The organism is Lunatimonas lonarensis (genome assembly GCF_000390185.1).
In the GTDB taxonomy this organism is placed as follows: domain Bacteria; phylum Bacteroidota; class Bacteroidia; order Cytophagales; family Cyclobacteriaceae; genus Lunatimonas; species Lunatimonas lonarensis.
In genome coordinates this window covers 173,202-195,469 of record NZ_AQHR01000085.1, presented here as the reverse complement: position 1 = coordinate 195,469, position 22,268 = coordinate 173,202, and the positions used below count along the sequence as shown (strand labels likewise).

Sequence of the window (22,268 nt, the reverse complement as noted above, 5' to 3'; positions counted from 1 at the left end):
TGTACGGATTTCGGTACGATCCTTTTTGTTGTTTTAGGTCGTTAAAACCTGCCGATTGGGGCTTTCATGAAGAAGAAAGCTGTTTTGAAAGACCTTCCTAGGCTTTTAAACCAGTTTATCCCAGATGGGTGATTACTGAGGTAGTCAGTAAATCGGCTGATTAGTCTACCTCTTGTATTTTGATGCGATCCTGTTTAATTTTTCAGAAATGGTATTTTGATCCAACCAAATGCCTCTAGCCATCACGCCTTTTGGGTTTCGGAGGTGTTGAAGGTTATCCAGCGGGTTTTTTTCCGTTAAGATCAAGTCGGCATCCATACCTTCTTTGATTTCACCAAAATTGCCGCCAAAAAACGCGGCGGGATTTAGGGTGCCAATTTGCATTGCTTCCAGTGGCGTAAGGCCTGCATCCAGCATACCCTGCAATTCATGGTGAATAGAAAAACCCGGCACATTGAAGACCTGTGGCGCATCGGATCCCAACAGCAAGCCTTGTCCGTTTTCATGTAACGCTTTGATAAGCTTGTAGCGAATGCCGTTAAATCGCTCCCATTTTTCGGCTGTATAGGATTCGGTTTCGGTCATGTCTTTCTTGCTTTTTATCCACGCTGATATCGTTTCAGGACTCATGTACTTCATTTCGGGTTCAGCAGCGAGTTCTTCGGCGGGAGTTGGAGAAAACCATCGATCAAACAGGGCTTGGGTAGGCACAATCCATACCTTATTTTCCTTGCTGAGCGCGATTAGTTCATCAATGGCCTCCAACTCAACTAAATCAGTGAAATTATAGCCAAAGAAGCCGTTTTCAAGGGGATTGACATTAGCTTCTTCCGGTACCAATCCTTCCAAAAAGCCATCCACATGATCGATCGTTTGGTATTTATTGATAAGGGCATGCCTTATCCGTACCAAATTTGACACGTGGCCTGCATAGGGTATTCCTTTTTCATTCGCAGTCCGAACAATTTCGTCAAAAACGTGTAGACGTATGCCGGGATGGAGCTTCAGGAAATCATATCCATCCGCCGCATAGGCACTTACCTTGCTTGCAGCCTCCTCTGGCGTCCTTACCGTCGTGCCATTCAATGATGGGCTTGAGGTATAGATCCGTGGACTGACAATTTCTCGCTTACGGGCTTTATCTCGGAGTTCCAGGTGAACTGGATTTCCCAGCATACCTCGAATAGTAGTCACTCCGTTTGAAAGGTACAAGAAGAGCGTTTCTTCGATCAGCGGATCATCCCACTCCATAGAGGGTATATGGGCGTGCATCTCGGCCAATCCGGGAACAAGGTAATAGTCCTTTGAGTAAATAACTTTTGCATTTGTCCAGTCGTATGCCTTGTTTCCATCCAAGATCTTGCTGATTTTGTCTTCCTCCACTACCACATGGCTTACCGAAATACTGCCGTTCCTGACATCTATGACCTGTGCATTTTCAAATACATAGGCATCGGAATCCAATTCGATTTTTTCTATTGAGGTGCCACAGGCCAAAACCAGTGGAAGAAGAAATAGGTAGGTGATATTTTTCATAGTTGTTGGGGTTAAGAGGGTTTGGGTTCACCGTAGCGTTCGTTGATTAGTAGTATTTTGCCGATATGATCGGAGCTTTCCATTAGTTCATGGGCTTTGGCGGCATCCTCAAGAGCAAAGGTCCTGTAGATTACCGGCTTTATTTTTTCGGGAAAAAGTGGCCAAATTTTCGACATCAGTGCCTTGGCGATTGTGCCCTTGTAAGCGATAGACTGAGGACGCAGTGTAGATCCGGTAATAGTCAATCGTTTTTTCATCACCTGAATGAGATCAACCGACCCCATCCTGCCCCGCATGGCATTGATGATGACCAATCGACCCATGGGGGCGAGCAAGTTGATATTTCTATTGGTATAATCTCCACCAACCATATCCAATACCAAATCCACTCCCTGGCCCGAAGTATGTTGGTTGATGGTTTTTTCGAAATCAGCTTCCTTGTAATTTATGGCTAACTCAGCCCCTAAATCCTGGCAAGCGGCGCACTTCTCCGAGGATCCTGCGGTTGCGAATACGATACCGCCCATTGCCTTTATTATTTGTATCGCGGATACACCGATTCCACTGCTGCCACCGTGTACCAATACCCGTTCGCCAGGATGGAAACGTCCAATATCAAAAACATTATTCCAAACCGTAAAGAAGGTTTCGGGAAGGGAAGCGGCTTGCGTGACACTGATTCCTTCGGGTATTACCAAGCATTGTTCTTCCGGGCAGACGACAAATTCAGCGTACCCTGCCCCTGCCACCAGGGCACAAACCTCATCGCCAATTTCCCATAATTTTACATCCTCGCCTATCGCAACAATTCTTCCGGAAACTTCTAAACCAGGGATATCTGCTGCGACACCTGCTGGGGCAGGATAATTCCCCTTACGTTGGGCCACGTCCGGCCTATTGACACCGGCTGCCGCGGTTTCAATCAATACTTCGTGTGGTCCCGGAAGCGGAGTTGGTCTTTCTGAACAAACCAAAACCCCTGGATCGCCATATTCACTGATACAAATGGCTCTCATTTTTGTTGTATTGGGCTGATTAAATGGCATGATTTATCTCACTTAACAACCAGCAGCGGCACATGCGTGTGATAGGCGAACTTCACACTTTGGCTTTTGTTAAATAAAAACTCGAAAAACGTTTTGTTTTTTGACAGCATGACCATCATCGTATCTTTTTGATCTTTCAGGTACTTTTCTGCGCCCGCGTCAAACTCTGGTGAGGAGACCTTAACAAACTCAAATTCATCGTCGGGAAAGGTTTCTCGTAAATGTACCTGAAGTCCCTTGAAAGACAACTCTTTGTTAAAATCGTCTTTGTTGGAAATATGTAAAACCTTATAGGGAAGATCCCAATTTTCAGTAAGGTCGGTGACTTTTTTCAACAATTTTTCATCCTCTTCCGAAAGCTCTACGGCAACGGTTACGGATTTGACGGATTCAAAGGTTGCACCGGTTGGCACCGCAATTACGGGGACTTGGCTTTCCTTTATGACCGTGGCCGTGTTGGATCCTATAAGTGCCTTTCGAATGCCGCTTGCTCCCTGCGTTCCCATGATGACAAGGTCAAAATCCCCTGATAAAACGGTGGCATTTATGGCCGTGGCTACTGTCCCCTGGACGATCTTGTAGTCGATATAAACCGGATCCGTATTTGAATTAATCACCTCCCTAAGTGCAAGATTGGCGTCTTCCTCTATGGCCGCTATTATTTCTTCTGCCTGCGCAGCAAAGTCATAGACAGCATAATAGGCAAACAACATCGTGATCGAGGCGTCATGTAGCATGGCGTATTTCTTGGCAAAATCAAGGGCATTCTTGGCGTTTTCTGACAAGTCTGTGGGAAATAGGATTTTCATAAAGTGTTTGGGTTAAACGGGTAACGCACCAAGTTAAACATTATCATAGAAAGTAACCATGATTAAAATCATATATATTTGTGCCGTCAAATGATTTTCACGAAAAGATATACCCATGTTTGAGTTTGATCCAGATAGGCACTATCCCAAGGAAACCGAAAGTCGGGTGGTAATCCGTTTTCAGGATTGTGATCCCTTGAGACATCTAAACAACGCCAAATACTTTGATTATTTTTTCAATGCGAGGGAGGATCAGGTCCCCAAATTATATGGTGTGGAAATGATTGACTTTATTCGAAAATACCAGGCGGCGTGGGTAATATATAACCACAATATTTCATACATCCGTCCTGCCAAGGTCGGGGAGTGGGTGCGGATTATGAGCCGCGTAATTTGGCACGATCATCAGACGGTGTTGGTGGAGTATTACATGACGGACGATAGCAAAGAGGAACTCAAAACTTTGCTTTGGACCACCATGAGATATGTTAAAGTTGATGAAGGGAAATCCACAACCCACGAGGGGGCTGTGGCAGATTTTTTGAAAGCAGTTACAGATTCCGTTAACCTTGCCAATATCGGCGTGAAGGAGCGCATCAGGGAAATAAAGCTTCAGCTCTCCAGGTAAGTAATTTGTTGTTTTGGATGTTTGATTTGTGCTTTTTCAATAGCGGAAACCGGAACCGGATTCATGTAATACTAGGTCTTATCGGAGCTTGACTTTATTTATAAAGGCTTCGCAATCCTGCCTTTCCTGCAAGAGGAAACTGTTGGTTTCCAGAGACCCCAAAATAAGATCCCGTTCTTCAGCACTGTCATAGACCATGTTACGGAAGGGGTTGGCGTAGTCTTTCTTTCTGGACAAATACACTTGGTCAGATAACCATTGCCTCGTATTTACTGCCTCATTTAACAGTTCGTCCCAAAAAGCTTGGCAGAGGTCGCTGGCTTTTACATTGCGCATTTCCAAAAGGCACTGTAAGCTATGCGTGCATTTCCAGTGATTATAGTTTTGGTTGGCATTTTCGTAAAGCGCATGCGCTTCTGTCCAAGTTTGGATTTGGTCTGACTTTAATTTGGAAATCAATTCATTTAATGCTTCGGCAGGGATCAGCTGTCCTCCGACATTCTTCCAGTTCCATTGACGTGCAGGCGATGGCAACAGTCCTTTTACGCTTTCCCAGTCGCCGAATTTCTCGATTTCCCCATACTGCACAACACATTGAACCGCATAAAATTCGATCATTCGACGGAATACCTGCCAAGCGGCAGATACCTTGATGATTTCTACGGGCCTTTTGCTGTTTTCCCAACCTTCTACCGTAATGAGCAAACTATCGACTCGGGGGTCTTTGCTTTCCAATAATTTGCGACCAAGTTCACCTGCATGCTGGAAGGGATATCCCGATGGATCCAAGTCGGCATGGATAAAGGATTTTCCGACAGCCAATTCCAACAGAGGGAGTGCATCTACCATTTCCTGTACGCTGTCAGGAGCGAGGTAATCAAATTCGAGGGGTTGGATTTTTTCTATTCGTTTATCCCGTTCCTTATATTTCCATGCATTTCGTGCCAACGCGTAGAGGTTGTAAAGAAACCAATAGGCAGGCATGACCTGAATCCGGTTCAAGTGTACTTGATGGCTAATGAGGGAAAAGGGTAGGGGAATATCCAGTTCGGCAGGATAATCACCTTTGGCGACTATGTTGAAGGTAGCGAAGCGTGAGTTATGTTTCACGCTGACGCAGAGGCCCGGCCAAAATCCCCTTCCAGCTATCAGTTCTCCATCAGCACCCCTCGAGTTGTGGTTAGAACCTACGGTGGCACCTGCTGCCATATTGGATTGTCCGTTGAGCAGGGATGCGCAGAGAAAGGAATTGTTGTGATGCTGCTCGTGGCTGGGAAATATCAGTGAATTCAATACTTCACAGCAGGAAATCGTGGAGTTATTGCCTAGATAGGAGTTAATCAGTCTCGCCCCATATTTCAGTTGGCTATGGGACGCCATGGCAAACCTGACTGCCTTTACCCCATAAAAAATCCGGCAACCCTCGCTGATGATTCCATTTACCAGTTCACATCCTTCGCCGACTTGTGAGGATGCCTCTGGGCTAGAATGAATCGTAAGATTTTTAAGTTTGTTGGCACCTTTAATATAGGCGTCTGAGCCTATCCATACGTCTTTGATTATCAGGCAGTTTTTTATGATGCTTCGGTCGCCTACTTTGCCATAATAGCCTCTTCGGGTATCAAAGCTGTTTTGTGTGATAGCTACCAGTTTCTCCTGCAGGTCGGTATCTGTTCGGAACTTCGACCAAATCCAAGCATCCCCCGGAAGCATTCCACTAAAAGGAATTACCTTCCTCCCTCCATTTTCGTTGCAGAGTTCCATCCAGATTCGGATTCCGGGGTCTTCACCATCTTTGACGATTCCATTGCCAAACTTGGCGTGGTTGGTAGTGGACATTTCGTTTACATTAACCAATATGACCTCGTTGCCCAGAATATAATGGGAAAGGTAATGTACGTTGTCAATCACTATGTTGTCACCGAGGTCGCAACTGATAATTGTGCTGTTATAAATACCTACCGGCATGCGGAGATTGTGGTATTCCAGATAGCATGCTTCAAGCTTTCCGATTCGAACAAGCCCAAAAAATTTGCAGTTTTTGACCAACTCGGGATTAAATTCGTCGGATACCAGCAGTTTGTTCCAGTCATCGGATTGGTTTCGGTTTCGGACCAGAATTTCGATTTCCATGGCGTTCAGTTGCCTGTAGGCAATGCCGCTTCTGTTCTGAACGTTTCTTAGGTAATATTCATCTGCCCCATTCGGAAGGAATTGTTGCGGTATAAAGTCATATCCTAGGCTGTGAATGGGGGATCTTTTGATTTGATTCATACGATAGTATTGATAAAAATGGGTGTCTCCAATAACAAAAGGTTACTCTACGGTCACGGATTTGGCAAGATTGCGAGGCTTGTCCACATCCAAGCCCTTTGAATGGCCAATGTAATAAGCCAGAAGCTGCAACGGTATAGCACTGAGCAAAGGAGCGATCAACTCGTCTGCTGCTGGCACAGGTAGAGTCGCATCTGCCAAGGACGAGAAGGCATCATCACCCTCCGAGATAACTGCGATTACCTTCCCTTTTCTTGCTTTGATTTCTTGGGCGTTGCTCAGGATTTTTTCATGGTAGGCATCTTTGGTGGCCACAAAGACCACCGGAAGGTTTTCGTCTACCAATGCTATTGGGCCATGCTTCATTTCGGCAGCGGGATAGCCTTCGGCATGTATGTACGAAATTTCCTTTAGTTTGAGTGCTCCTTCCAAGGCAATGGGAAAGTTGTATCCGCGTCCGAGGTAAAGAAAGTCCCGGGCATCCCTAAAGGTTTCGGCGATGGATCGAATCTGGTCCTTGGATTCCAAAATGGCTTCAACCTTCGCGGGCACTGCTCCAAGCTCACTCACTAGGTGTAAATACCTTTTCTGGTCAATGGTGCCTTTTGCGAACCCGACCTTAATGGCTATCATCATCAATACGGCCAATTGGGCGGTAAATGCCTTGGTGGAGGCTACACCGATTTCCGGACCTGCGTGGGTATATGCTCCTGCGTGGGATAAACGGGATATGCTGGATCCGACCACGTTTACGATGCCAAATATAAAGGCACCTTGCCTTTTGGCCATCTCTATGGCTACCAGTGTATCTGCAGTTTCTCCACTTTGCGATACTGCCATTATAACGTCTCCTTCACGGATGATGGGATTCCGGTACCTGAATTCCGATGCGTATTCGACTTCTACCGGAATCCGGCAGAGCTCCTCGAATACATACTCCGCGACCAACCCTGCATGCCAAGAAGTGCCACAGGCCAAAATTACGATGCGATCAGCTTTGGTCAGCCTGTCTAAGTGGGGATCTACTCCCCCCATTCGAATGCTCCCCTCTTTTGTGTCCAATCGTCCACGGAGGCAGTCAAATATGGTGGTTGGCTGCTCAACGATTTCTTTGAGCATAAAGTGCTCGAACCCTCCTTTTTCGATCGCAGCCAGTTCCATGTCCAGTCTGGTGATAAAGGGAGTGACTTTATCGTTGCCGAGGTTTTTTAGAATTAGCTCATCAGGCTTAACAATGGCCATTTCATAGTCATTGATATATACCACTTCTTTGGTATATTCGATGATTGGAGAGGCATCCGAAGCAAGAAAATGTTCTCCTCTGCCAATACCAATTACCAAGGGGCTGCCCTTTCTGGCTGCAATGAGGGTATTTGGATCATCTTCATTTAGGATAATGATCACATAAGCACCTATTACCCTTCGCAAGGCTATGCGAACAGCCTCCTCTAGCGAATCGCTTTGGTTGGCAAAAATATCTTCGATAAAACGTAACAGCACTTCCGTATCCGTTTCACTTTCGAAGCTGTATCCTTTTTTTGTCAACTCCTGTTTCAGGGAAGCGTAGTTTTCGATGATTCCATTGTGAACCATGGCGAGTTTTCCATTACTTGATCGGTGCGGGTGGGCGTTGCGGTCGGAGGGTTCGCCGTGTGTGGCCCAACGGGTATGTCCAATCCCTGAATTTGCCCGTAGGGGCTGGCCCATCAGGCTTTCTTCTAGGTCATTCACTTTACCTTTTTTCTTATAAACGTGAAGACCCTCTTTCTGCCCCAACGCAATACCCGAACTATCGTATCCACGGTATTCCAGTCGTTTTAGTCCTTTTAAAATTACGGGGTACGCATCCCGCGCTCCCGTATATGCTACAATTCCACACATAGCTATATTCGAAATAAAATTTTATATTTGATAAAAATGAAAAAGAAGTCGAAAAGTTACTTATAAATTTCCGGAAATCACAAAATATTAAGTGGGCAGGGTGGGGTTGGAACCTGACAAAGTAGCTCTTGAAAAGATAAAAATTGTCAGAATAGGTTGGTCTCGTTGAAAATTTTCAAAAAGTAATGCGTTAATGGACCATAAAATATAGTTGATCCGAGTGGTTTTTTAATTCCTTTTCTTCATATCAGGTATGATGTGCTGTTTTTTTATTTTTAAAAAAATGAAAAAAGAACAGGTATTCCACTCGGTTACAGGCAATCCCGTAAAGATCTCTACTTTTCAGAAAATTCATCGGTTTATAACGTAGAAAGGGAGATTAACATAGCCGAAGTTTTCGTGATCATCAAATGCATAAACATACAACCGGTAAGCTCCATCGTTTTTTGGGGCCTTGAAAACGACCGAGGAGCTATCGTTGTTCACGAATTGGTCTACCATGTTATAGTGGTAGATGTTTTTTCCATGAAATTGAATCTCTTCCGGCCAGATCTCCCATTTGTATGTAATCGGATCGTTTTCGGGGTCGGTGACGGTGGCCGAAACAGTATACAATGAGTCAGAAACCAAATACGTGTTCCAAGGAGGCGTTTTTTCGTTGAGTAGAATAGGGGATACCCTGGGAGGAAGATTTTGCGGCGCCCGCCCCGTCCATTTTGTCTGGAGAAACGCAAAGGTTTCCGATTTTGCACCCTCGGGGGAGAAATGACTAAACCACGTTGGCGTAATCTCGGTTTTATTGCCCCAGAAAAACGAATAGGAGCCCAAAAACGCAAGCGTGTCTTGGTTCATCAAATCCCAATACCATTCTAAGTATTTAACCTTATCACCGACCTCCATTTCGAGCGGAGCTCCCCATTCAGTCTCCTGAACCTCCCAATGCCCGGGAGGCCCCCACTCCGTAAACACATAGGCTCTGCCCCAGCCATCCGAGCGATAATTTTTGTTTCGTTCATAAAATTCCGGGATAAGATCAAATCCGTTGTAGCCCATTATATCAATGCTTGGAAGAAGGTATCTGCTTCGACCGACTATCCTTGAATTAACAGCTGTCAATGTGGGGTGGTCTGGATCGATTTCTTTGATCATTTTTGCAATTCTGTTGATAATGAAGTATATCAGGTATTTGTTGCCACCTTGGAGTTCTACTTCATTACCTACTCCCCACATGAGCAAGGCAGGATGGCTTTTGTATTTTTCGATAACGGGCTTTAGCTCTTCAATCTTCTTGTTTACTTCAGTCCAATTCCAATAATTGAAGTCGACGCCCCAGTGAGGCCTCCCGATTTCAATGCCTAAGGTTACGGTAAGTCCGTGTTTTTGTGCTTCATCTAAGATACTATCGGCGTCATAAAGGCTCCATGTCCGAACGGAATTCCCCCCAATAGAGGCCAACTGTTCAAAGTGTTCCATGCCACCGCCTCCTTTGATATGGTAGGGTGAGCCGTTGCGGTAAAGAATTGCTTTTTTACCCTCGTATTTTACCTCTACCTTTGGAGAAATTCCACTTGATTCATTTTTTTTACAGGAAAAGTTAACGAGTATTGTGAAGAAAAACAAAATCTTGGCAAGACTGATAAAAGTTATGTTTGTTCTTTGCATGTGAAAATATGGTAAACATTTTTGCTAAAGTACGATATAATTTCTATTGTTGTTTTTTTAATGAATGCTTAAAAGTAAAAGAAATTTTCTAATACGGGAAGTTGGTTTTTAAATTAATTTAAATGTGTTTTGTGAAAACAGTTAACGTTTTTAAGGTGGTATGATTAAAAGTTCAGCGATAAGAATGTTGTTGAACACGGCCTCGGTGGCGTCAATAGGTGTTTTTATCGGGGTATTTGTGTTTGAGGTGGGTGTCGGGAATCGTTTTCTTTATGGGCTGTTGACCATATCGTTGTTTTTTAAAATTCTTGAAGTTGTTTTTGAATGGTACCATTTTTGGGTCTTAAAGGAACCGACCAATAGGGATTTGCCGCCTCCAAAACCAAAAAGAGCCTACACAGTAGACATGCTGACGACGGCCTGCCCCGGGGAGCCTTTTGAGATGATTGCCAATACGCTACGTGCGATGGTTGCGGTTACCTATCCTCATACTTCCTACCTTTGCGACGAGGGTGATGATCCGGAACTAAAAGCGTTATGTGCGGAATTGGGGGTGGTGCATGTGACTAGGTCTACGCACGAAAATGCCAAGGCTGGAAATATCAACAATGCCCTTCGGCAAGCAACCGGCGAAATCTGCGTTATCCTTGACCCGGATCACGCTCCCTACCCCCAATTTCTGGATTATGTCCTGCATTATTTTGACAATCCGAAAATTGGCTATGTGCAGGTCGTTCAGGCCTATAAGAACCAATCGGAGTCTTTGGTAGCCCACGCTGCAGCGGAACAGACCTATATGTATTATGGGCCTTACATGGAAGCAATGAGTAAGTTTGGTACAGCTCAGGCGATAGGAGCCAATTGTACGTTTAGGAGAGCGGCTCTTGATTCCATCGGTGGTCACGCCCCCGGATTGACGGAAGATATGCATACATCCATGCTCCTTCACGCTAAAGGTTGGGAGTCGGTGTATGAACCCAAAATTCTTTCCTTGGGTTTGGTACCCAGTAGCTTGAATGCATTTTATCAACAGCAGCTTAAATGGAGCAGGGGTACTTTTGACCTGTGGCTTAATAAGCTTCCTAAATTGTTTTCAAAATACACATGGAAACAGAAATTCCACTACTTTTTACTTCCGGTGTACTTTTTGTTTGGTTTAATTGGGATTATCGATGTGGTTATTCCAATTTATTCACTCTATACGGGCGAATATCCATGGAAGCTGGATCCCAGCATTTTCTTTGCTGCTTTTCTGCCTTTCCTAGGAATGAGTTTGATTCAACGGTTCTATGCGCAACGATGGCTTCATAAACGGGATGAAAAAGGGTTACATATTCTCGGAGGAATATTGAGGGTAGGTACCTGGTGGGTATATAGTCTTGGCTTTATCTACACGTTGATAAACAAGAAAGTGCCTTATATTCCTACCCCTAAGGAACATTCCTCAAAAGGTGATTTTAAGCTGGGGCTCCCGAATCTCATCATATCAGTCGCTTCTTTTGCAGCAGTCTTCTACGGACTTAGCAACGACTGGCAGCCCTATAGCTGGCTGATGGCGAGTTTTGCATTTATGAATGGGTTTATATTCTTTTGCGCATTTTTTTTAGGCCAGTTTGTATGGGTAAATAATCTACGTGCCGCGTGGTTTTGGTTTAAGAACAGACCTGTGATAGAAAGTGCCCACCTTACTTATAATAAAGTTAATAAAATTGCCCTTCCGACCGTTATGGTCTTGCCCATAGTTCTTTCCATAATTTTTGTTTTTGTCACCTTTGATATCAAGTTACCAAGTGATTACAATAGAGTTCTCAGCAATAGTGAGCGTAATTTTGGTGGGAATTATACCGGTATCTATCATGCTTCCTACGACCAAACCCATGATTTTTCTTTAATCAAGCAGGCGGAAAAAGAGGTAGGTACGGACTGGGCCATTATTTCGACCTATTTGTATTGGTCGGACTTGGAACTACCTCTAGAAAAATGGAAGGAGATTTTGAATCATGGCAGTATCCCCATGATTACCTGGGAGCCATTCGTTTCTGGATTAGAGTGGGTAGATGAATGGGAAGACCTTTCCCAAAACCAGAAAGTGTTTAAATACATTGTCGAAGGGTTTTTTGACGAGTACATTTTAGAAGTGGCCAAATCCATAAGAGATTTGAATGCGCCTGTTTTTCTTCGATTTGCCCATGAAATGGATAACCCTATGTATCCTTGGTCCATGACGGGTGGTAACACACCGGAAGAGTTTAAGGCTGCTTGGAAACACATACACTATTTGTTTGGTAGTGTAGGTGCCCAGAACGTCAGCTGGGTTTTTAATCCCTGGGATCCCGAAAATTTATCTGTCTATTATCCCTTTGGGGGGGGAGGATCTGTGACAGAGTTTGTTGATTGGGTCGGATTAACAGCACTAAACTATGGGCCTGCATCCGTCAATGGAAATCCAATCTCTTTCGAGACTATATATAGACCTTTCAAAGATCAGTTGGATGCACATAACATAGATGTTCCCGTAATGCTTTCTGAGTTTGGTTCAGTTTCCTATAGTACAGATGCATCTATTTGGGTTGGCGAGTCGGTAAGTGCAATCAAGTCTTTTCCTGAGATCAAGGCGCTTGTTTGGTTTTTTAGTGACATCGATAAGAATTGGATTACAGATTGGAGACCATTAGGGGGGGCTGATTTCATAGATTGGACCTTTGATCTTTCGAAGGTCAGTAGGCCCGTAGCCCAATGGGCCGGATCCAAGATGCCCGTAACAGTTCCGGTCTCTGATAACTTAGGAACTGTGCGTCCAAGTAGCTTACAGGGAATGAAAGGGGATTTTACCCTGACCGTTAATGGAAGTCCTTTTTATATGAAAGGGATTTGTTACAATACAGGCCATGATTGGGAGGAAGGATTTGTACCCCTATCCAGAAAACAGGTGGCCGGTGATTTTGAAAAAATGAAGAAAGCTGGGGCAAATACCATCAGAAGGTATGAGCCTGGGATTTATGACAGAAACATACTGAGGGAGGCGAATCTTCAGGGCCTTAAGGTAATGTATGGCTTTTGGTTTGACCCTAAAGTAGATTACCTATCGGACAGAAAAGAATTGGCAGCCTACGAGAGAAAAGTTCTTCAATCTGTCAAAAAGCATAAGGACAATGAAGCCATAGTTGCTTGGAATATTGGTAATGAAACCTGGGGTTTATTGAAAAAGCGGTACGGGCAGCCTTATCTTACCATGGTTAGGAAATCGTATATCTCGTTTTTGGAGGAATTAGCTCAGAAAATTCGAGAAATAGATCCGACTCGTCCAATTTTGTCTTCAGAGGAGCATGATAATATCCGGTTGATAGGGACAATACATGACTACAGGGCACATGCACCGTCTTTGGATGCCATTGGAATAAATTCATATTACGAAGAGAATATCAGCCTTCTTGATGATATTTTTACCGAATTTGATCCAGACAGGCCTTATGTCGTTACCGAATTCGGACCCAAAGGTTACTGGAATCCGGAACTGGGAGACTATTGGAGTGATAGTGTGTTGATAGAGCTTTCTTCTGTTTCCAAGGGAGAGTATTATCACCGACAATGGACCCAATACATCGAAGCGAACAAAGGAAAAAACCTGGGTGGCTTTGCTTTTAGTTGGCAGGATCGGTTTGAGGGGACGGCCACTTGGTTTGGTATCACGGATTTTAAGGGAAACCCCAAGCCTGCCTATTACTACTTGGCCAGCGCTTGGTTGGGAACAGATTTGGGAATTACCTCTTTCCCGGACATTACTATTGTTGGTCAATGGCAGGATGTGAGACCCAATGAGCGCATCTGGCTTTCCGCCGCGACAATCAATGAATACAGCGATTCACTTACCTATAAATGGGAAGTTTACGAGGAAGGATCCTGGAAGCGTTCAAATCCAGTTGTTAATAGTATCGAGAACAATCGCTTCGTAGAAATCAAGGTTCCAAAGAAGCCTTCTCGCGTATATGTGCATGCGTATGATTCCCACGGAAATGTCATTACAGCATCCAGGCCGTTACAGTTTACCTACTAGCGATGAGGTTTCCCAAGTAAAAACCTGGGTTTAAATAGTGGACAGTACAGTTATTTCGATTACTTTTGAACATCGCACTCGGCAGGTAGGGTATGCGGACGTCGAAGGAGCAAAATGGATATGACTACATGTAAATTGGCCGTATTTGACATGGCAGGTACCACGGTAGATGAGGACAACGTGGTGTACAAAACCGTCAAGCAGGTTATCAACGACGAGGGTTTCCAAGTTTCTCTCGATCAGGTACTGGAATTTGGTGCCGGAAAGGAAAAGCACCAAGCTATAATGGATGTTCTGGAGGCTTGCACTAAAGCAGAGTCAATCCGTGAAGTTGCAGATAACGCGTTTGAAAACTTCAAGCCTGCGCTTGATCGTGCGTATTCTGAATTGGACGTAAAGACCTTTCCAGGAGTAAAGGAAGCGATCGATCAGTTGCGGGCAGCCGGGGTTTTTGTGGTGTTGAACACAGGCTACAATAGAAGAACCGCTACAGCGTTGGTTGAAAAGCTTGGATGGAAAATTGGAGCTGACATCGACGGGTTAGTTACAGCCGACGATGTGACAAACGGAAGACCTGCACCGGACATGATCCTCCGGGCTATGGAATTGGTTGGTGTAAGTGACCCATCTCTGGTTATTAAAGCAGGTGATTCGGGCATTGATATAGAGGAGGGAAAAAATGCGGGGTGTGGACTTACGATTGGAGTACTCTCAGGAGCCCAAAACCGCGAGCAGCTAGAAGTCGCCGGACCGGATCTCATTCTGGACAGCTTGGCTGACCTTCCGGCCAACCTGGGGCTTGTAAGGTGATTTTTCCCGAGAGGATGAAGCCGTTTTTCGCTGTGTCATTTTTCGTAGTAATGATCACTTGTTTCCACCCGTATGTGGTTAAAGGACAAGGATTCGTTAAACGCTACATCAATGGAATTCTCAATGACACGAGTGATATTACGAAGCCACAGTTTTTGATGTATCCTACGCTTGCCTATGCCCCCGAGACTAGTTGGGAGATAGGTTTTAGTACGCTATATGTGTATTACGCCGACAGGGACACTACCAATCGATTGAGTGAAATCAACGGATTCACTTTCTTCACGTTGGAAAACCAATACGGAGTCTGGTTGGATCATGCAATCTACACACCTGCTGATAGGTGGTTTTTTTTGGGAAGACTCCGTTATCAAAGTTTTCCATTGTTGTATTTTGGCATCGGTCCCGATACGCCCCAAGAATACGTTGCCCGAGTAGATGCTCACCAGCTTTGGCTCAAAGAAAGAGTACTTAGGCAGGTGAAGAATAATCTGTTCTTTGGCTTGGAAGTGGACTATCAACGCCTTGGTCAGGTTGAGTTTGTTCCTGCTAAACCGGGACAGTCCGTCTCATTGCCGTTAGGGGCTTCGGGATCCGCCAACTTGGGCCTGGGGTTGGGGTTGGTGTACGATGACCGACACAATGTGCTGAACGTACGAAAGGGGGCCTTTTCCGAGCTTGCCATTTTTAATTATAATCCCTTTTCCAGTTCCGCATTCAACTTTAGTAGCTTGATATTTGATACTAGGTTTTTTCGACCTCTTTCAGATCGCACTGTGTTGGCCTTCCAGATGTTTGGGCAATCTATGTGGGGAGAGGTACCGTTCAATCAGCTTTCGCTGATGGGGGGGGAGAGTTTGATGAGGGGGTACTATACAGGCCGTTATAGGGATAATAATCAGCTGGCTACCCAGGCGGAAATACGTTTTTTACCAATAAATCTGGGATTTACAAATAGATTGGGGGCGGCTGTGTTTGCCGGCACCTCACAGGTTTTCCCTGCTTGGGAAAGACTAGCCATGGATAAGTGGGTGGTCTCTGGCGGAGGCGGGCTTAGGTTTTTGCTATTTCCCAAAAAAGATATTTATACCCGCTTGGACTGGGCGCTAACAAGGGAAGGATCTGGCTTTTATTTCTTTATTGGAGAAGCGTTTTAAGTGAATCAATCAGCCAACGCTAATGAAAGCCTGTTTTTTTTTTCTTCCTCTACATGTGTTGAGTCGGGTAGTTTTCCCACTTTCCAGTTTGCCGGCTTCTTGAATTTTTCGGCCAGAACAGTAGCATCAAAGGTCTCCGGGTCTTCCTCAGCTCCCACAAACGATCTGTAAATCACCAAAAGCCCAAATGAAACACCTGTCGCGATTAAGATTCCTATTTCCATTTCACACCTCCTTTTTTGACTCTAACAGCACCACCGAACACTCCTCAAACAATTTTTACGTAAGTAACTTGGGAGATGTTTTATTTACTATCTGTATTCAAATATATACAATATTTTCGTTGCGAAAAATAGGCAAAGAGGCTTTTAAATATTGATAATTGTTGATAATCTATAAAAAGTATTTTGAGTAGATAAAAATGCGTTTCCTCCGAAAAAAAGTTTTAAATTTTTTTTAAAGAAATCAGCTTCGTTTCATTTATTTTTAAGTGTCTGAAAATCAGGTGTAATTATGAATTAAGTTTCCGATAAATCATCAAAGATGTATTTTGTAATACCTAAAATGTAATGGAATAGTAAACACTGACCCGCGTTTGATTATTTCTTGATAGTTAATTTGCTCGGAGTTTTGCAGGTTATTCAAACATAGCTTCAACTAAGAGATCGCTTAGTTGCTCTCCTTCTCTACTAAACAGCTCATTAAATCAAAGTGATGGGAGGTGAAGGTATTTTCCCAAATCCTGAGTATTTTGTGCGTTCATCAAAACAATAAACCAAATCGAACAATGAGTCAAAATAAAAAGAAGCAGCTTTCCCGGAGAGGTTTCATGGGCAAGGGACTTTTGGGCGTTGCCGGAGCGGGTGTGTTGCCTAGTCTTTCGATGGCGAGGGAGGAGGAACTTAGATCACCAGCGCAGCAAACGCTGAGGCTTGGTCTTATCGGCTTAGGCCGGCAGAATAACGGTATGATGGGCAGTTTTATTTCCATCCCCGATGTAGAGGTGATAGCAGGCTGTGATGTATACGGGATCAAGCGTGAGCGATTCAAGCAGCGGGCAGAGGCGTATTACAAAGAACAAGGTAAAAAAATACGTATCGACGTATATGAAAATTACCATGACCTATTGGCCCGGAAAGATATAGATGCAGTAGTCATTGCTACTCCCGATCATTGGCATGCGCTGATAGCGATAGATGCTTGCAAGGCCGGAAAGGATATCTATCTCGAAAAACCGCTGACTTTTACCATTCGGGAGGGGCAGGAACTGGTAAAGGCAGTTCGTCAAAACAATATCGTATTGGCCACCGGTTCTATGCAGCGATCCTATGCAAATTTCCAGCACGCTGTACGGATGGTACAAAAGGGACGGATAGGTAAAATCTCTAAGGTCTATGCATGCTCTGGTGGGCCGCCAAAGCCCTTTGATCTGCCAGCGGAAGCCGTTCCTGCTGATTTAAACTGGGAAATGTGGTTGGGTCCATTGAAGGCCGACATCCCCTACAATCATGAATTGAATCCGCCAATCAGCTTAAACCCGCCTGAGAACGAAAAATTATGGGGAGCATGGAGATGGTACAAAGAGACAGGTGGTGGGCTGACCACGGACTGGGGAGCCCATATGTTTGATATTGCGCAGTGGGGAATTGGTATGGATAGAAACGGACCGATTGAAATCGTTCCGGCTGGCTATCGGGATACCAAGTTTTTGACATTTAACTATTCCAATGGTGTTGTCGTTACAGAGCAACCTTTTGACGAAAAGGAGTCCCGCGGATGCAAGTTCTTTGGCTCAGATGGATGGATAGAAGTCACCAGAAGCAGTTACAATGCTTCCGATCCGTCCCTCTACCCCGTGTTGGAAAATGAAAAAGACATCACGGGAGGCGGTGGCAGAGTACACCATATTGATTTCATCGACTCCGTACGAAGAAGGAAGGACCCGATTGCACCCGTGGAGGTTGGACATAGCACCTGCGTCACCTGCACCCTTGGCAACATCGCCTATGAGTTGATGCGGCCTATAAAATGGGATCCAAAGAACGAAAAGTTTGTGAATGATCCCGAAGCCGAAAAACACATGCATCGCGAGTACAGGGCGGGGTATCGTCTGTAATGGCAATTGTATTTTATAAAAGGGAAGGTGAAAAGCCTTCCCTTTTTTTGGGTACGCTTTAATGCAACGCCGCCCGAATGGGAAGATTCTCAATAATAGCCCCCTCAAATTCCATCATTTCATGCAGGCGGGTGTAAACGGCCTTTTCATCAAAGTAGGCTAGGGCAAGCTCTACGAAAATGTTCCCATGTTTTGCCTCCGATGTCCACAGCGCTTTGTAAAACCTTTTCAGCTCGTTATCCTGTTGCGCTTCCGACACTAACTTGAATCGTTCGCAGCCCCGGCATTCGACCACGGATCCAAGAAGTAACCGTGACATAAACCTCGACTCCGGAGTACCTCCGTGGGTAAGTGGCATCAGTTGTTTGATGTAGGGATCTTCTTTCATTTCGGTCTGCAGGTTCACTCCGCGGCGTTGCATCAACGCAAACACCTGTTGAAAATGCTCCAGCTCTTCGATGGCCGTTTCTATCATAGGGGGAATGATCCGTTGGCGATCGGGGTATTTTGCGATTAAAGATGTGGCCATGGCAGAAGCCTTTCGTTCACAGTCTGCATGATCTTGCAAAAAGGAATCGAAATCTGCCATCACAGCGTCCAACCAGGCTTGGGAGGATGGGACTTTCAAATCAATAGAGTACTTCATTCAAATTTGGTGATAGTGAGATTATTTGGGTTCGCCTTTGCCAAGCTGTTAAATTCTTCCTTATTTGGTCAGTGGAGCTCAAATTTAGATATTCGTGGTATATAAAGGTTGAAAAAGCCAAAGCGATTTTGGAGTTGGAGAAAATAATTCAGACATATACAAACAGGTTTGAAGTAAGGCCGGCTTATTTCCTCGATCCACCTCCTGCTGATCTTTCCCTTGTGATCACCATTCCTTGCTATAAAGAGCCTAATCTTTTGGCAACCTTGGAATCTCTCGGTAGATGTATTTTACCTTCCGGAGCGGTAGAGGTCATTGTGGCGGTTAATGCGCCTGATAGTGCCCCTGAAGAAGTTCTAGAGGCAAATCGCACTAGTATAGAGCAAGTGGGCGATTGGTGTAGCAGAAATCCGTCTTCCAAACTAGATGTGAAGATTATCCAAGAGGAAGGGCTTCCTGATCGCTATGCCGGTGCGGGACTGGCGCGAAAGATTGCCATGGATGAAGGGCTCCGTCGATGGGCTTCTCTCGGAAGAGATGGCCCCATCCTTTGCCTGGATGCAGATTGTTTGGTTTCGACTAGCTACTTAGTGGCAGCAGAAAGGGTTTTTTCCAACAAGGAGATTAAGTTGGCACATTTTCAGTTTCGACATGATTGGCGGTTGGAGATCGATGAGTCACTCCAACTTGGGATCGTAGCTTATGAGTTACATTTAAGGTGCTTCATCCAGGGTTTGAAATGGGCGGGCTATCCGTTTGCCGTCCATACAATCGGTTCCTGTATGGCAGTGAGGGCGTCTTTATATGCCAGATCCGGCGGGATGAACAAACGAAAAGCGGGAGAGGATTTCTATTTCATGCACAAATTGCTGCCCTTGGGTGGTTTCAGGGAGATTCCTGCCACTGTATTTCCTTCTTGTAGGGTTTCTGATCGCGTGCCTTTTGGCACGGGGCGTGCCCAAAGGGAGTGGAAAACAGGGGATAGGGAGCTGAAAACCTACAGTCTACAGATTTTCGATAGGATGGCACTCCTTTTTAAAGAGATAGAAGACATCTATGAGAGGGATGTTCACATGGATAGTTTGCCAGATCCGATCCGAGAAGTGCTTTCATTTGTGTCATTCGGTGATCGGGTAGGACAGTTTAGGGTGGAGTCCCGAACCAAGGAGGTGTTTTTCCGCAAGTTTTGGGGTTGGATGGATGGCTTTTTGGTGTTGAAGCTAGTACATTACCTGAGGGATCATGGTAGCCCAAATCAGTCCCTACTTGAAGTTGGTGAAGGGCTCATTGCCCGAAGTGAAAGTGAAACGATCGGGTTTGATCGGGAGATAATCCGACTGTTAATTGATTTAAAAGAGCTGCTCGAACTGGAAGGGTAGGGCAAACTGCCCTTCCCTCCGAATCGAACGTATTGCATGGGTCGGTGCCTTCGTAGAGGCGGCTTGTGGAGTGCCAACGTCAACATCTACAAACCAGCTTTAGAAAACATACCCAATTCCGGCACCTGCAAATAGTGGCCAAAACCCGTTTTGGTTATACAGTGGCGTAAGGTTGATTTTCCATGACATTCCTCCGCCTATCGGTATTCTTCTATACCCGAAGTTCAGGGTACCCATTGCATTTGGCGAGCCGTTGATGGGAAGGACAATCTCCGTACGGTCATGTTGTAAAGAAGAGGTACAGCCCGATTCGTCACAGGTCCAGAGGTATCGGTTTGATCTAAATGCCAGGAAGGTAATTCCGGCGCCCATTTCAAAATAATGGGGTCCGTTACCAAAGAGGCGATTGACCTCCAGCGGAACCGAAAAGAATCCTCGGTCATTAATCCAGTAGCCTCCAGCGCCAACTTTAATTCCCCATGAATCGAGCCGGGTTGGGTCAAATCTTACATCATAGTTGAAAGTGTAAATCAATCCGCTACCGCCTATTTCAAAATAAACCGCGCGGTGTGGAGAATCAACAGATTGGTGTTGGGCATGAAGCCAAAAAGGCAAACAGATAAGGCATGCAATCAGTAGGTAACGGTTCATTTTTGGTAATTTTTTGATTATGGATAATTTTTCAACTTCGGAAAGGGCGTATGTTGTTTCTTCAAAGACTTTTACCCACCCTTCTTACATAGTATATCATTTGTAGCGATAGGACATTCCTGTCTGCTTGGGTGCTTTCATTCAAAATGCGTAACCAAAGCTAATCCCAGCAAATAGAGGCCAGAAACCGTTGTGGTTAAAAATGGGGGTAAGATTTGCTCTGAACGTGAATCCTCCATTTTCGGGAACTTTTCGATAGCCCATGTTCAGCGTGCCCATAAAGGCAGGGGTATTTCCAGAATCTAAAATAAAGTTGAAATTTCTCCATTCGTAATTGCCTCCTCCCCATCTGTCCCGGTAATGGATAAATGTGGCACCGCCGCCAACTTCAAAAAAATGGGTTTTCTTGCCAAAAAGCCGATTCATTTGAATTGGCAGCGTAAGTAGGCTTTCTGAACCGGAATTATACGTTGTTGCCCATCCACCGGCACCCACGCGCATGCCCCAGGATTGGATATCTTCTTTTGAAAACCGAAAATCGTAATTGATCGAATAGGCCAATCCCGCTCCTGCTAGCTCCAAATAGACGGATTGATTGGACATGGTTTGACCGTAGGAAAAACAGGTGGTAAGAAGCAAAAAGATACCCAAAAACAGATAGGCTCGCATAAAAGGGGACATATTTATAATCAACAAAATAAACGAAATTTTTCAGGCATCGTTGCCAAGACCTCTGGGATTTTCTGTCAGGAAATAAAAATAATCAAAGTTCTCTTAACCTAATATCTCTAAATTCCACTCCCTGTCCCTCTGCCTGAAGTCCAATATAGCCCTCGGTTAGCGGCGTGCCATCTTTTTTTATTGCCGGGTCAAAGCGGTTTGCCACACCACCGCCAATTTGGGGTTTGGTATATTCCAAAACCGTTTCGCCGTTTACTTGATGTATTACGAGCGAATCCCCATAAACAATCAGGTCGGCACGTACCCATTCATGCCATGGAAAAGTGGGAGAGCTTGAGTTGATACAATGCCGCGGATCCATTTCCCCTCGATAGAAAACCTCTGTTCCAGGTGAACACATATTTCCGGTGGGTCTAGACACCCCAGGGGTCTCTTCGGCGAGCATTTGGTATTCTACTGAAATAGGCCAGTCCTGTTCCTTTAAGATTGTTTCAGGAGCCTGGGAATGAAACATGACGCCACTGTTGCGAAAGGTATAGCTAGGAGCATCTTCCATCCATTGGTCGGTGAAGCGGTATTCAAAGGTGAGGTGAAAACTGGAAAAGGGTTTTTGGTAAAAAAGATGTCCGTATCTTTCTTCAAACTGCTCATAACCGTCATAATTCACCTGTATCACACCGTCGACAACCCGAAAGGTGTTGGCATAGTTTTCACCCACTTCGTGATGATGGAACTTAGGGATCCATCCCTGCAAATCCTCTCCGTTAAACAACACAAGCCATTCGTCATTTTTTTCCATAGACTTCGAATCCACCGAGGCGGATTGGCTGCACGAGACAGCAAATACCATGACACAAAAAAGCGCGAAGCCGGGGAAGTAGGTGTTTTTAGAAATTTTCATTTCATTCGATTTAATAACCTCAAAAGTAATAAGCCGG

The 22,268-nt window shown here is 44.9% G+C and carries 17 protein-coding genes; 6 read left to right on the top strand and 11 right to left on the bottom strand.

The window, feature by feature from the left end:
- Window positions 1–165: 165 nt before the first annotated feature.
- From ADIS_RS13540 to ADIS_RS13530, 3 genes are read right to left on the bottom strand one after another with little or no spacing between them, the layout of a single operon-like run.
- Window positions 166–1,536: an amidohydrolase family protein gene (locus ADIS_RS13540; protein ID WP_010855121.1), complete on the bottom strand. Its 1,371-nt coding sequence runs from the start codon at window positions 1,534–1,536 to the stop codon at window positions 166–168.
- 11 nt (window positions 1,537–1,547) lie between these two features.
- Entirely contained in the window at window positions 1,548–2,552 is a 1,005-nt protein-coding gene (locus tag ADIS_RS13535; RefSeq protein WP_035805978.1) for an NAD(P)H-quinone oxidoreductase, read from the bottom strand.
- Between the two features lie 38 nt (window positions 2,553–2,590).
- Window positions 2,591–3,391, bottom strand: a complete 801-nt coding sequence (locus tag ADIS_RS13530) for a universal stress protein (RefSeq protein WP_010855119.1) — start codon at window positions 3,389–3,391, stop codon at window positions 2,591–2,593.
- Between the two features lie 115 nt (window positions 3,392–3,506).
- Between ADIS_RS13530 and ADIS_RS13525 the strand changes: the two genes are divergently transcribed.
- Complete coding sequence (locus ADIS_RS13525; RefSeq protein WP_010855118.1) at window positions 3,507–4,019, top strand: acyl-CoA thioesterase; 513 nt, start codon at window positions 3,507–3,509, stop codon at window positions 4,017–4,019.
- 78 nt (window positions 4,020–4,097) lie between these two features.
- Here ADIS_RS13525 and ADIS_RS13520 read toward each other — a convergent pair whose 3' ends face one another.
- The 3 genes from ADIS_RS13520 to ADIS_RS13510 all read right to left on the bottom strand — a co-directional run bounded on the left by ADIS_RS13520 (window position 4,098) and on the right by ADIS_RS13510 (window position 9,836).
- Window positions 4,098–6,293: a DUF4954 family protein gene (locus tag ADIS_RS13520; RefSeq protein ID WP_010855117.1), complete on the bottom strand. Its 2,196-nt coding sequence runs from the start codon at window positions 6,291–6,293 to the stop codon at window positions 4,098–4,100.
- Window positions 6,294–6,335: 42 nt separating this feature from the next.
- Window positions 6,336–8,174 carry a glutamine--fructose-6-phosphate transaminase (isomerizing) gene (gene glmS / locus ADIS_RS13515; protein WP_010855116.1) on the bottom strand — a complete coding sequence of 613 codons (1,839 nt, stop codon included), beginning with the start codon at window positions 8,172–8,174 and terminating at the stop codon, window positions 6,336–6,338.
- 351 nt (window positions 8,175–8,525) lie between these two features.
- Window positions 8,526–9,836, bottom strand: coding sequence for a glycoside hydrolase family 2 TIM barrel-domain containing protein (locus ADIS_RS13510; RefSeq protein WP_010855114.1), 1,311 nt, complete (start codon window positions 9,834–9,836; stop codon window positions 8,526–8,528).
- A gap of 160 nt (window positions 9,837–9,996) precedes the next feature.
- Here ADIS_RS13510 and ADIS_RS13505 point away from each other — a divergent pair, with 160 nt between their 5' ends.
- The 3 genes from ADIS_RS13505 to ADIS_RS13495 all read left to right on the top strand — a co-directional run bounded on the left by ADIS_RS13505 (window position 9,997) and on the right by ADIS_RS13495 (window position 15,857).
- Window positions 9,997–13,890, top strand: coding sequence for a glycosyltransferase (locus tag ADIS_RS13505; protein WP_155907452.1), 3,894 nt, complete (start codon window positions 9,997–9,999; stop codon window positions 13,888–13,890).
- 120 nt (window positions 13,891–14,010) lie between these two features.
- Window positions 14,011–14,700 (top strand): phosphonatase-like hydrolase, encoded by a 690-nt coding sequence (locus tag ADIS_RS13500; protein ID WP_035805976.1) that lies wholly within the window; start codon window positions 14,011–14,013, stop codon window positions 14,698–14,700.
- 158 nt (window positions 14,701–14,858) lie between these two features.
- Window positions 14,859–15,857: a BamA/TamA family outer membrane protein gene (locus tag ADIS_RS13495; protein WP_010855111.1), complete on the top strand. Its 999-nt coding sequence runs from the start codon at window positions 14,859–14,861 to the stop codon at window positions 15,855–15,857.
- Between the two features lie 5 nt (window positions 15,858–15,862).
- On the opposite strand, the gene ADIS_RS13490 is transcribed toward ADIS_RS13495, so the two are convergent.
- Window positions 15,863–16,081, bottom strand: coding sequence for a hypothetical protein (locus ADIS_RS13490; protein WP_010855110.1), 219 nt, complete (start codon window positions 16,079–16,081; stop codon window positions 15,863–15,865).
- A gap of 563 nt (window positions 16,082–16,644) precedes the next feature.
- On the opposite strand from ADIS_RS13490, the gene ADIS_RS13485 reads away from it, so the two are divergent.
- Window positions 16,645–17,973, top strand: coding sequence for a Gfo/Idh/MocA family protein (locus ADIS_RS13485; RefSeq protein WP_010855109.1), 1,329 nt, complete (start codon window positions 16,645–16,647; stop codon window positions 17,971–17,973).
- A gap of 58 nt (window positions 17,974–18,031) precedes the next feature.
- Here the strand turns inward: ADIS_RS13485 and miaE are convergent, their stop codons facing one another.
- Window positions 18,032–18,619 (bottom strand): tRNA-(ms[2]io[6]A)-hydroxylase, encoded by a 588-nt coding sequence (miaE, locus tag ADIS_RS13480; protein WP_035805972.1) that lies wholly within the window; start codon window positions 18,617–18,619, stop codon window positions 18,032–18,034.
- 134 nt (window positions 18,620–18,753) lie between these two features.
- Between miaE and ADIS_RS13475 the strand changes: the two genes are divergently transcribed.
- The gene (locus tag ADIS_RS13475; RefSeq protein WP_155907450.1) at window positions 18,754–19,998 is read left to right on the top strand and encodes a glycosyltransferase; all 1,245 of its coding nucleotides are present in this window, start codon (window positions 18,754–18,756) and stop codon (window positions 19,996–19,998) included.
- A 99-nt stretch (window positions 19,999–20,097) separates the two neighbouring features.
- Here ADIS_RS13475 and ADIS_RS13470 read toward each other — a convergent pair whose 3' ends face one another.
- From ADIS_RS13470 to ADIS_RS13460, 3 genes are all read right to left on the bottom strand, one after another.
- On the bottom strand, window positions 20,098–20,649 hold the full coding sequence (locus tag ADIS_RS13470) for a hypothetical protein (RefSeq protein WP_010855106.1): 552 nt from the start codon (window positions 20,647–20,649) through the stop codon (window positions 20,098–20,100).
- Between the two features lie 141 nt (window positions 20,650–20,790).
- Entirely contained in the window at window positions 20,791–21,318 is a 528-nt protein-coding gene (locus ADIS_RS13465; protein WP_081634948.1) for a hypothetical protein, read from the bottom strand.
- 94 nt (window positions 21,319–21,412) lie between these two features.
- Window positions 21,413–22,231, bottom strand: a complete 819-nt coding sequence (locus ADIS_RS13460) for a 3-keto-disaccharide hydrolase (RefSeq protein ID WP_010855103.1) — start codon at window positions 22,229–22,231, stop codon at window positions 21,413–21,415.
- Window positions 22,232–22,268: the final 37 nt, after the last annotated feature.

What these genes read in the sequence shown, in the direction of transcription:
- ADIS_RS13540 (WP_010855121.1), bottom strand. Translation starts at nt 1,536, where the DNA reads ATGAAAAATATCACCTACCTATTTCTTCTTCCACTGGTTTTGGCCTGT.
- ADIS_RS13535 (WP_035805978.1), bottom strand. Translation starts at nt 2,552, where the DNA reads ATGAGAGCCATTTGTATCAGTGAATATGGCGATCCAGGGGTTTTGGTT.
- ADIS_RS13530 (WP_010855119.1), bottom strand. Translation starts at nt 3,391, where the DNA reads ATGAAAATCCTATTTCCCACAGACTTGTCAGAAAACGCCAAGAATGCC.
- ADIS_RS13525 (WP_010855118.1), top strand. Translation starts at nt 3,507, where the DNA reads ATGTTTGAGTTTGATCCAGATAGGCACTATCCCAAGGAAACCGAAAGT.
- ADIS_RS13520 (WP_010855117.1), bottom strand. Translation starts at nt 6,293, where the DNA reads ATGAATCAAATCAAAAGATCCCCCATTCACAGCCTAGGATATGACTTT.
- glmS (WP_010855116.1), bottom strand. Translation starts at nt 8,174, where the DNA reads ATGTGTGGAATTGTAGCATATACGGGAGCGCGGGATGCGTACCCCGTA.
- ADIS_RS13510 (WP_010855114.1), bottom strand. Translation starts at nt 9,836, where the DNA reads ATGCAAAGAACAAACATAACTTTTATCAGTCTTGCCAAGATTTTGTTT.
- ADIS_RS13505 (WP_155907452.1), top strand. Translation starts at nt 9,997, where the DNA reads ATGATTAAAAGTTCAGCGATAAGAATGTTGTTGAACACGGCCTCGGTG.
- ADIS_RS13500 (WP_035805976.1), top strand. Translation starts at nt 14,011, where the DNA reads ATGACTACATGTAAATTGGCCGTATTTGACATGGCAGGTACCACGGTA.
- ADIS_RS13495 (WP_010855111.1), top strand. Translation starts at nt 14,859, where the DNA reads ATGTATCCTACGCTTGCCTATGCCCCCGAGACTAGTTGGGAGATAGGT.
- ADIS_RS13490 (WP_010855110.1), bottom strand. Translation starts at nt 16,081, where the DNA reads ATGGAAATAGGAATCTTAATCGCGACAGGTGTTTCATTTGGGCTTTTG.
- ADIS_RS13485 (WP_010855109.1), top strand. Translation starts at nt 16,645, where the DNA reads ATGAGTCAAAATAAAAAGAAGCAGCTTTCCCGGAGAGGTTTCATGGGC.
- miaE (WP_035805972.1), bottom strand. Translation starts at nt 18,619, where the DNA reads ATGAAGTACTCTATTGATTTGAAAGTCCCATCCTCCCAAGCCTGGTTG.
- ADIS_RS13470 (WP_010855106.1), bottom strand. Translation starts at nt 20,649, where the DNA reads ATGAACCGTTACCTACTGATTGCATGCCTTATCTGTTTGCCTTTTTGG.
- ADIS_RS13465 (WP_081634948.1), bottom strand. Translation starts at nt 21,318, where the DNA reads ATGCGAGCCTATCTGTTTTTGGGTATCTTTTTGCTTCTTACCACCTGT.
- ADIS_RS13460 (WP_010855103.1), bottom strand. Translation starts at nt 22,231, where the DNA reads ATGAAAATTTCTAAAAACACCTACTTCCCCGGCTTCGCGCTTTTTTGT.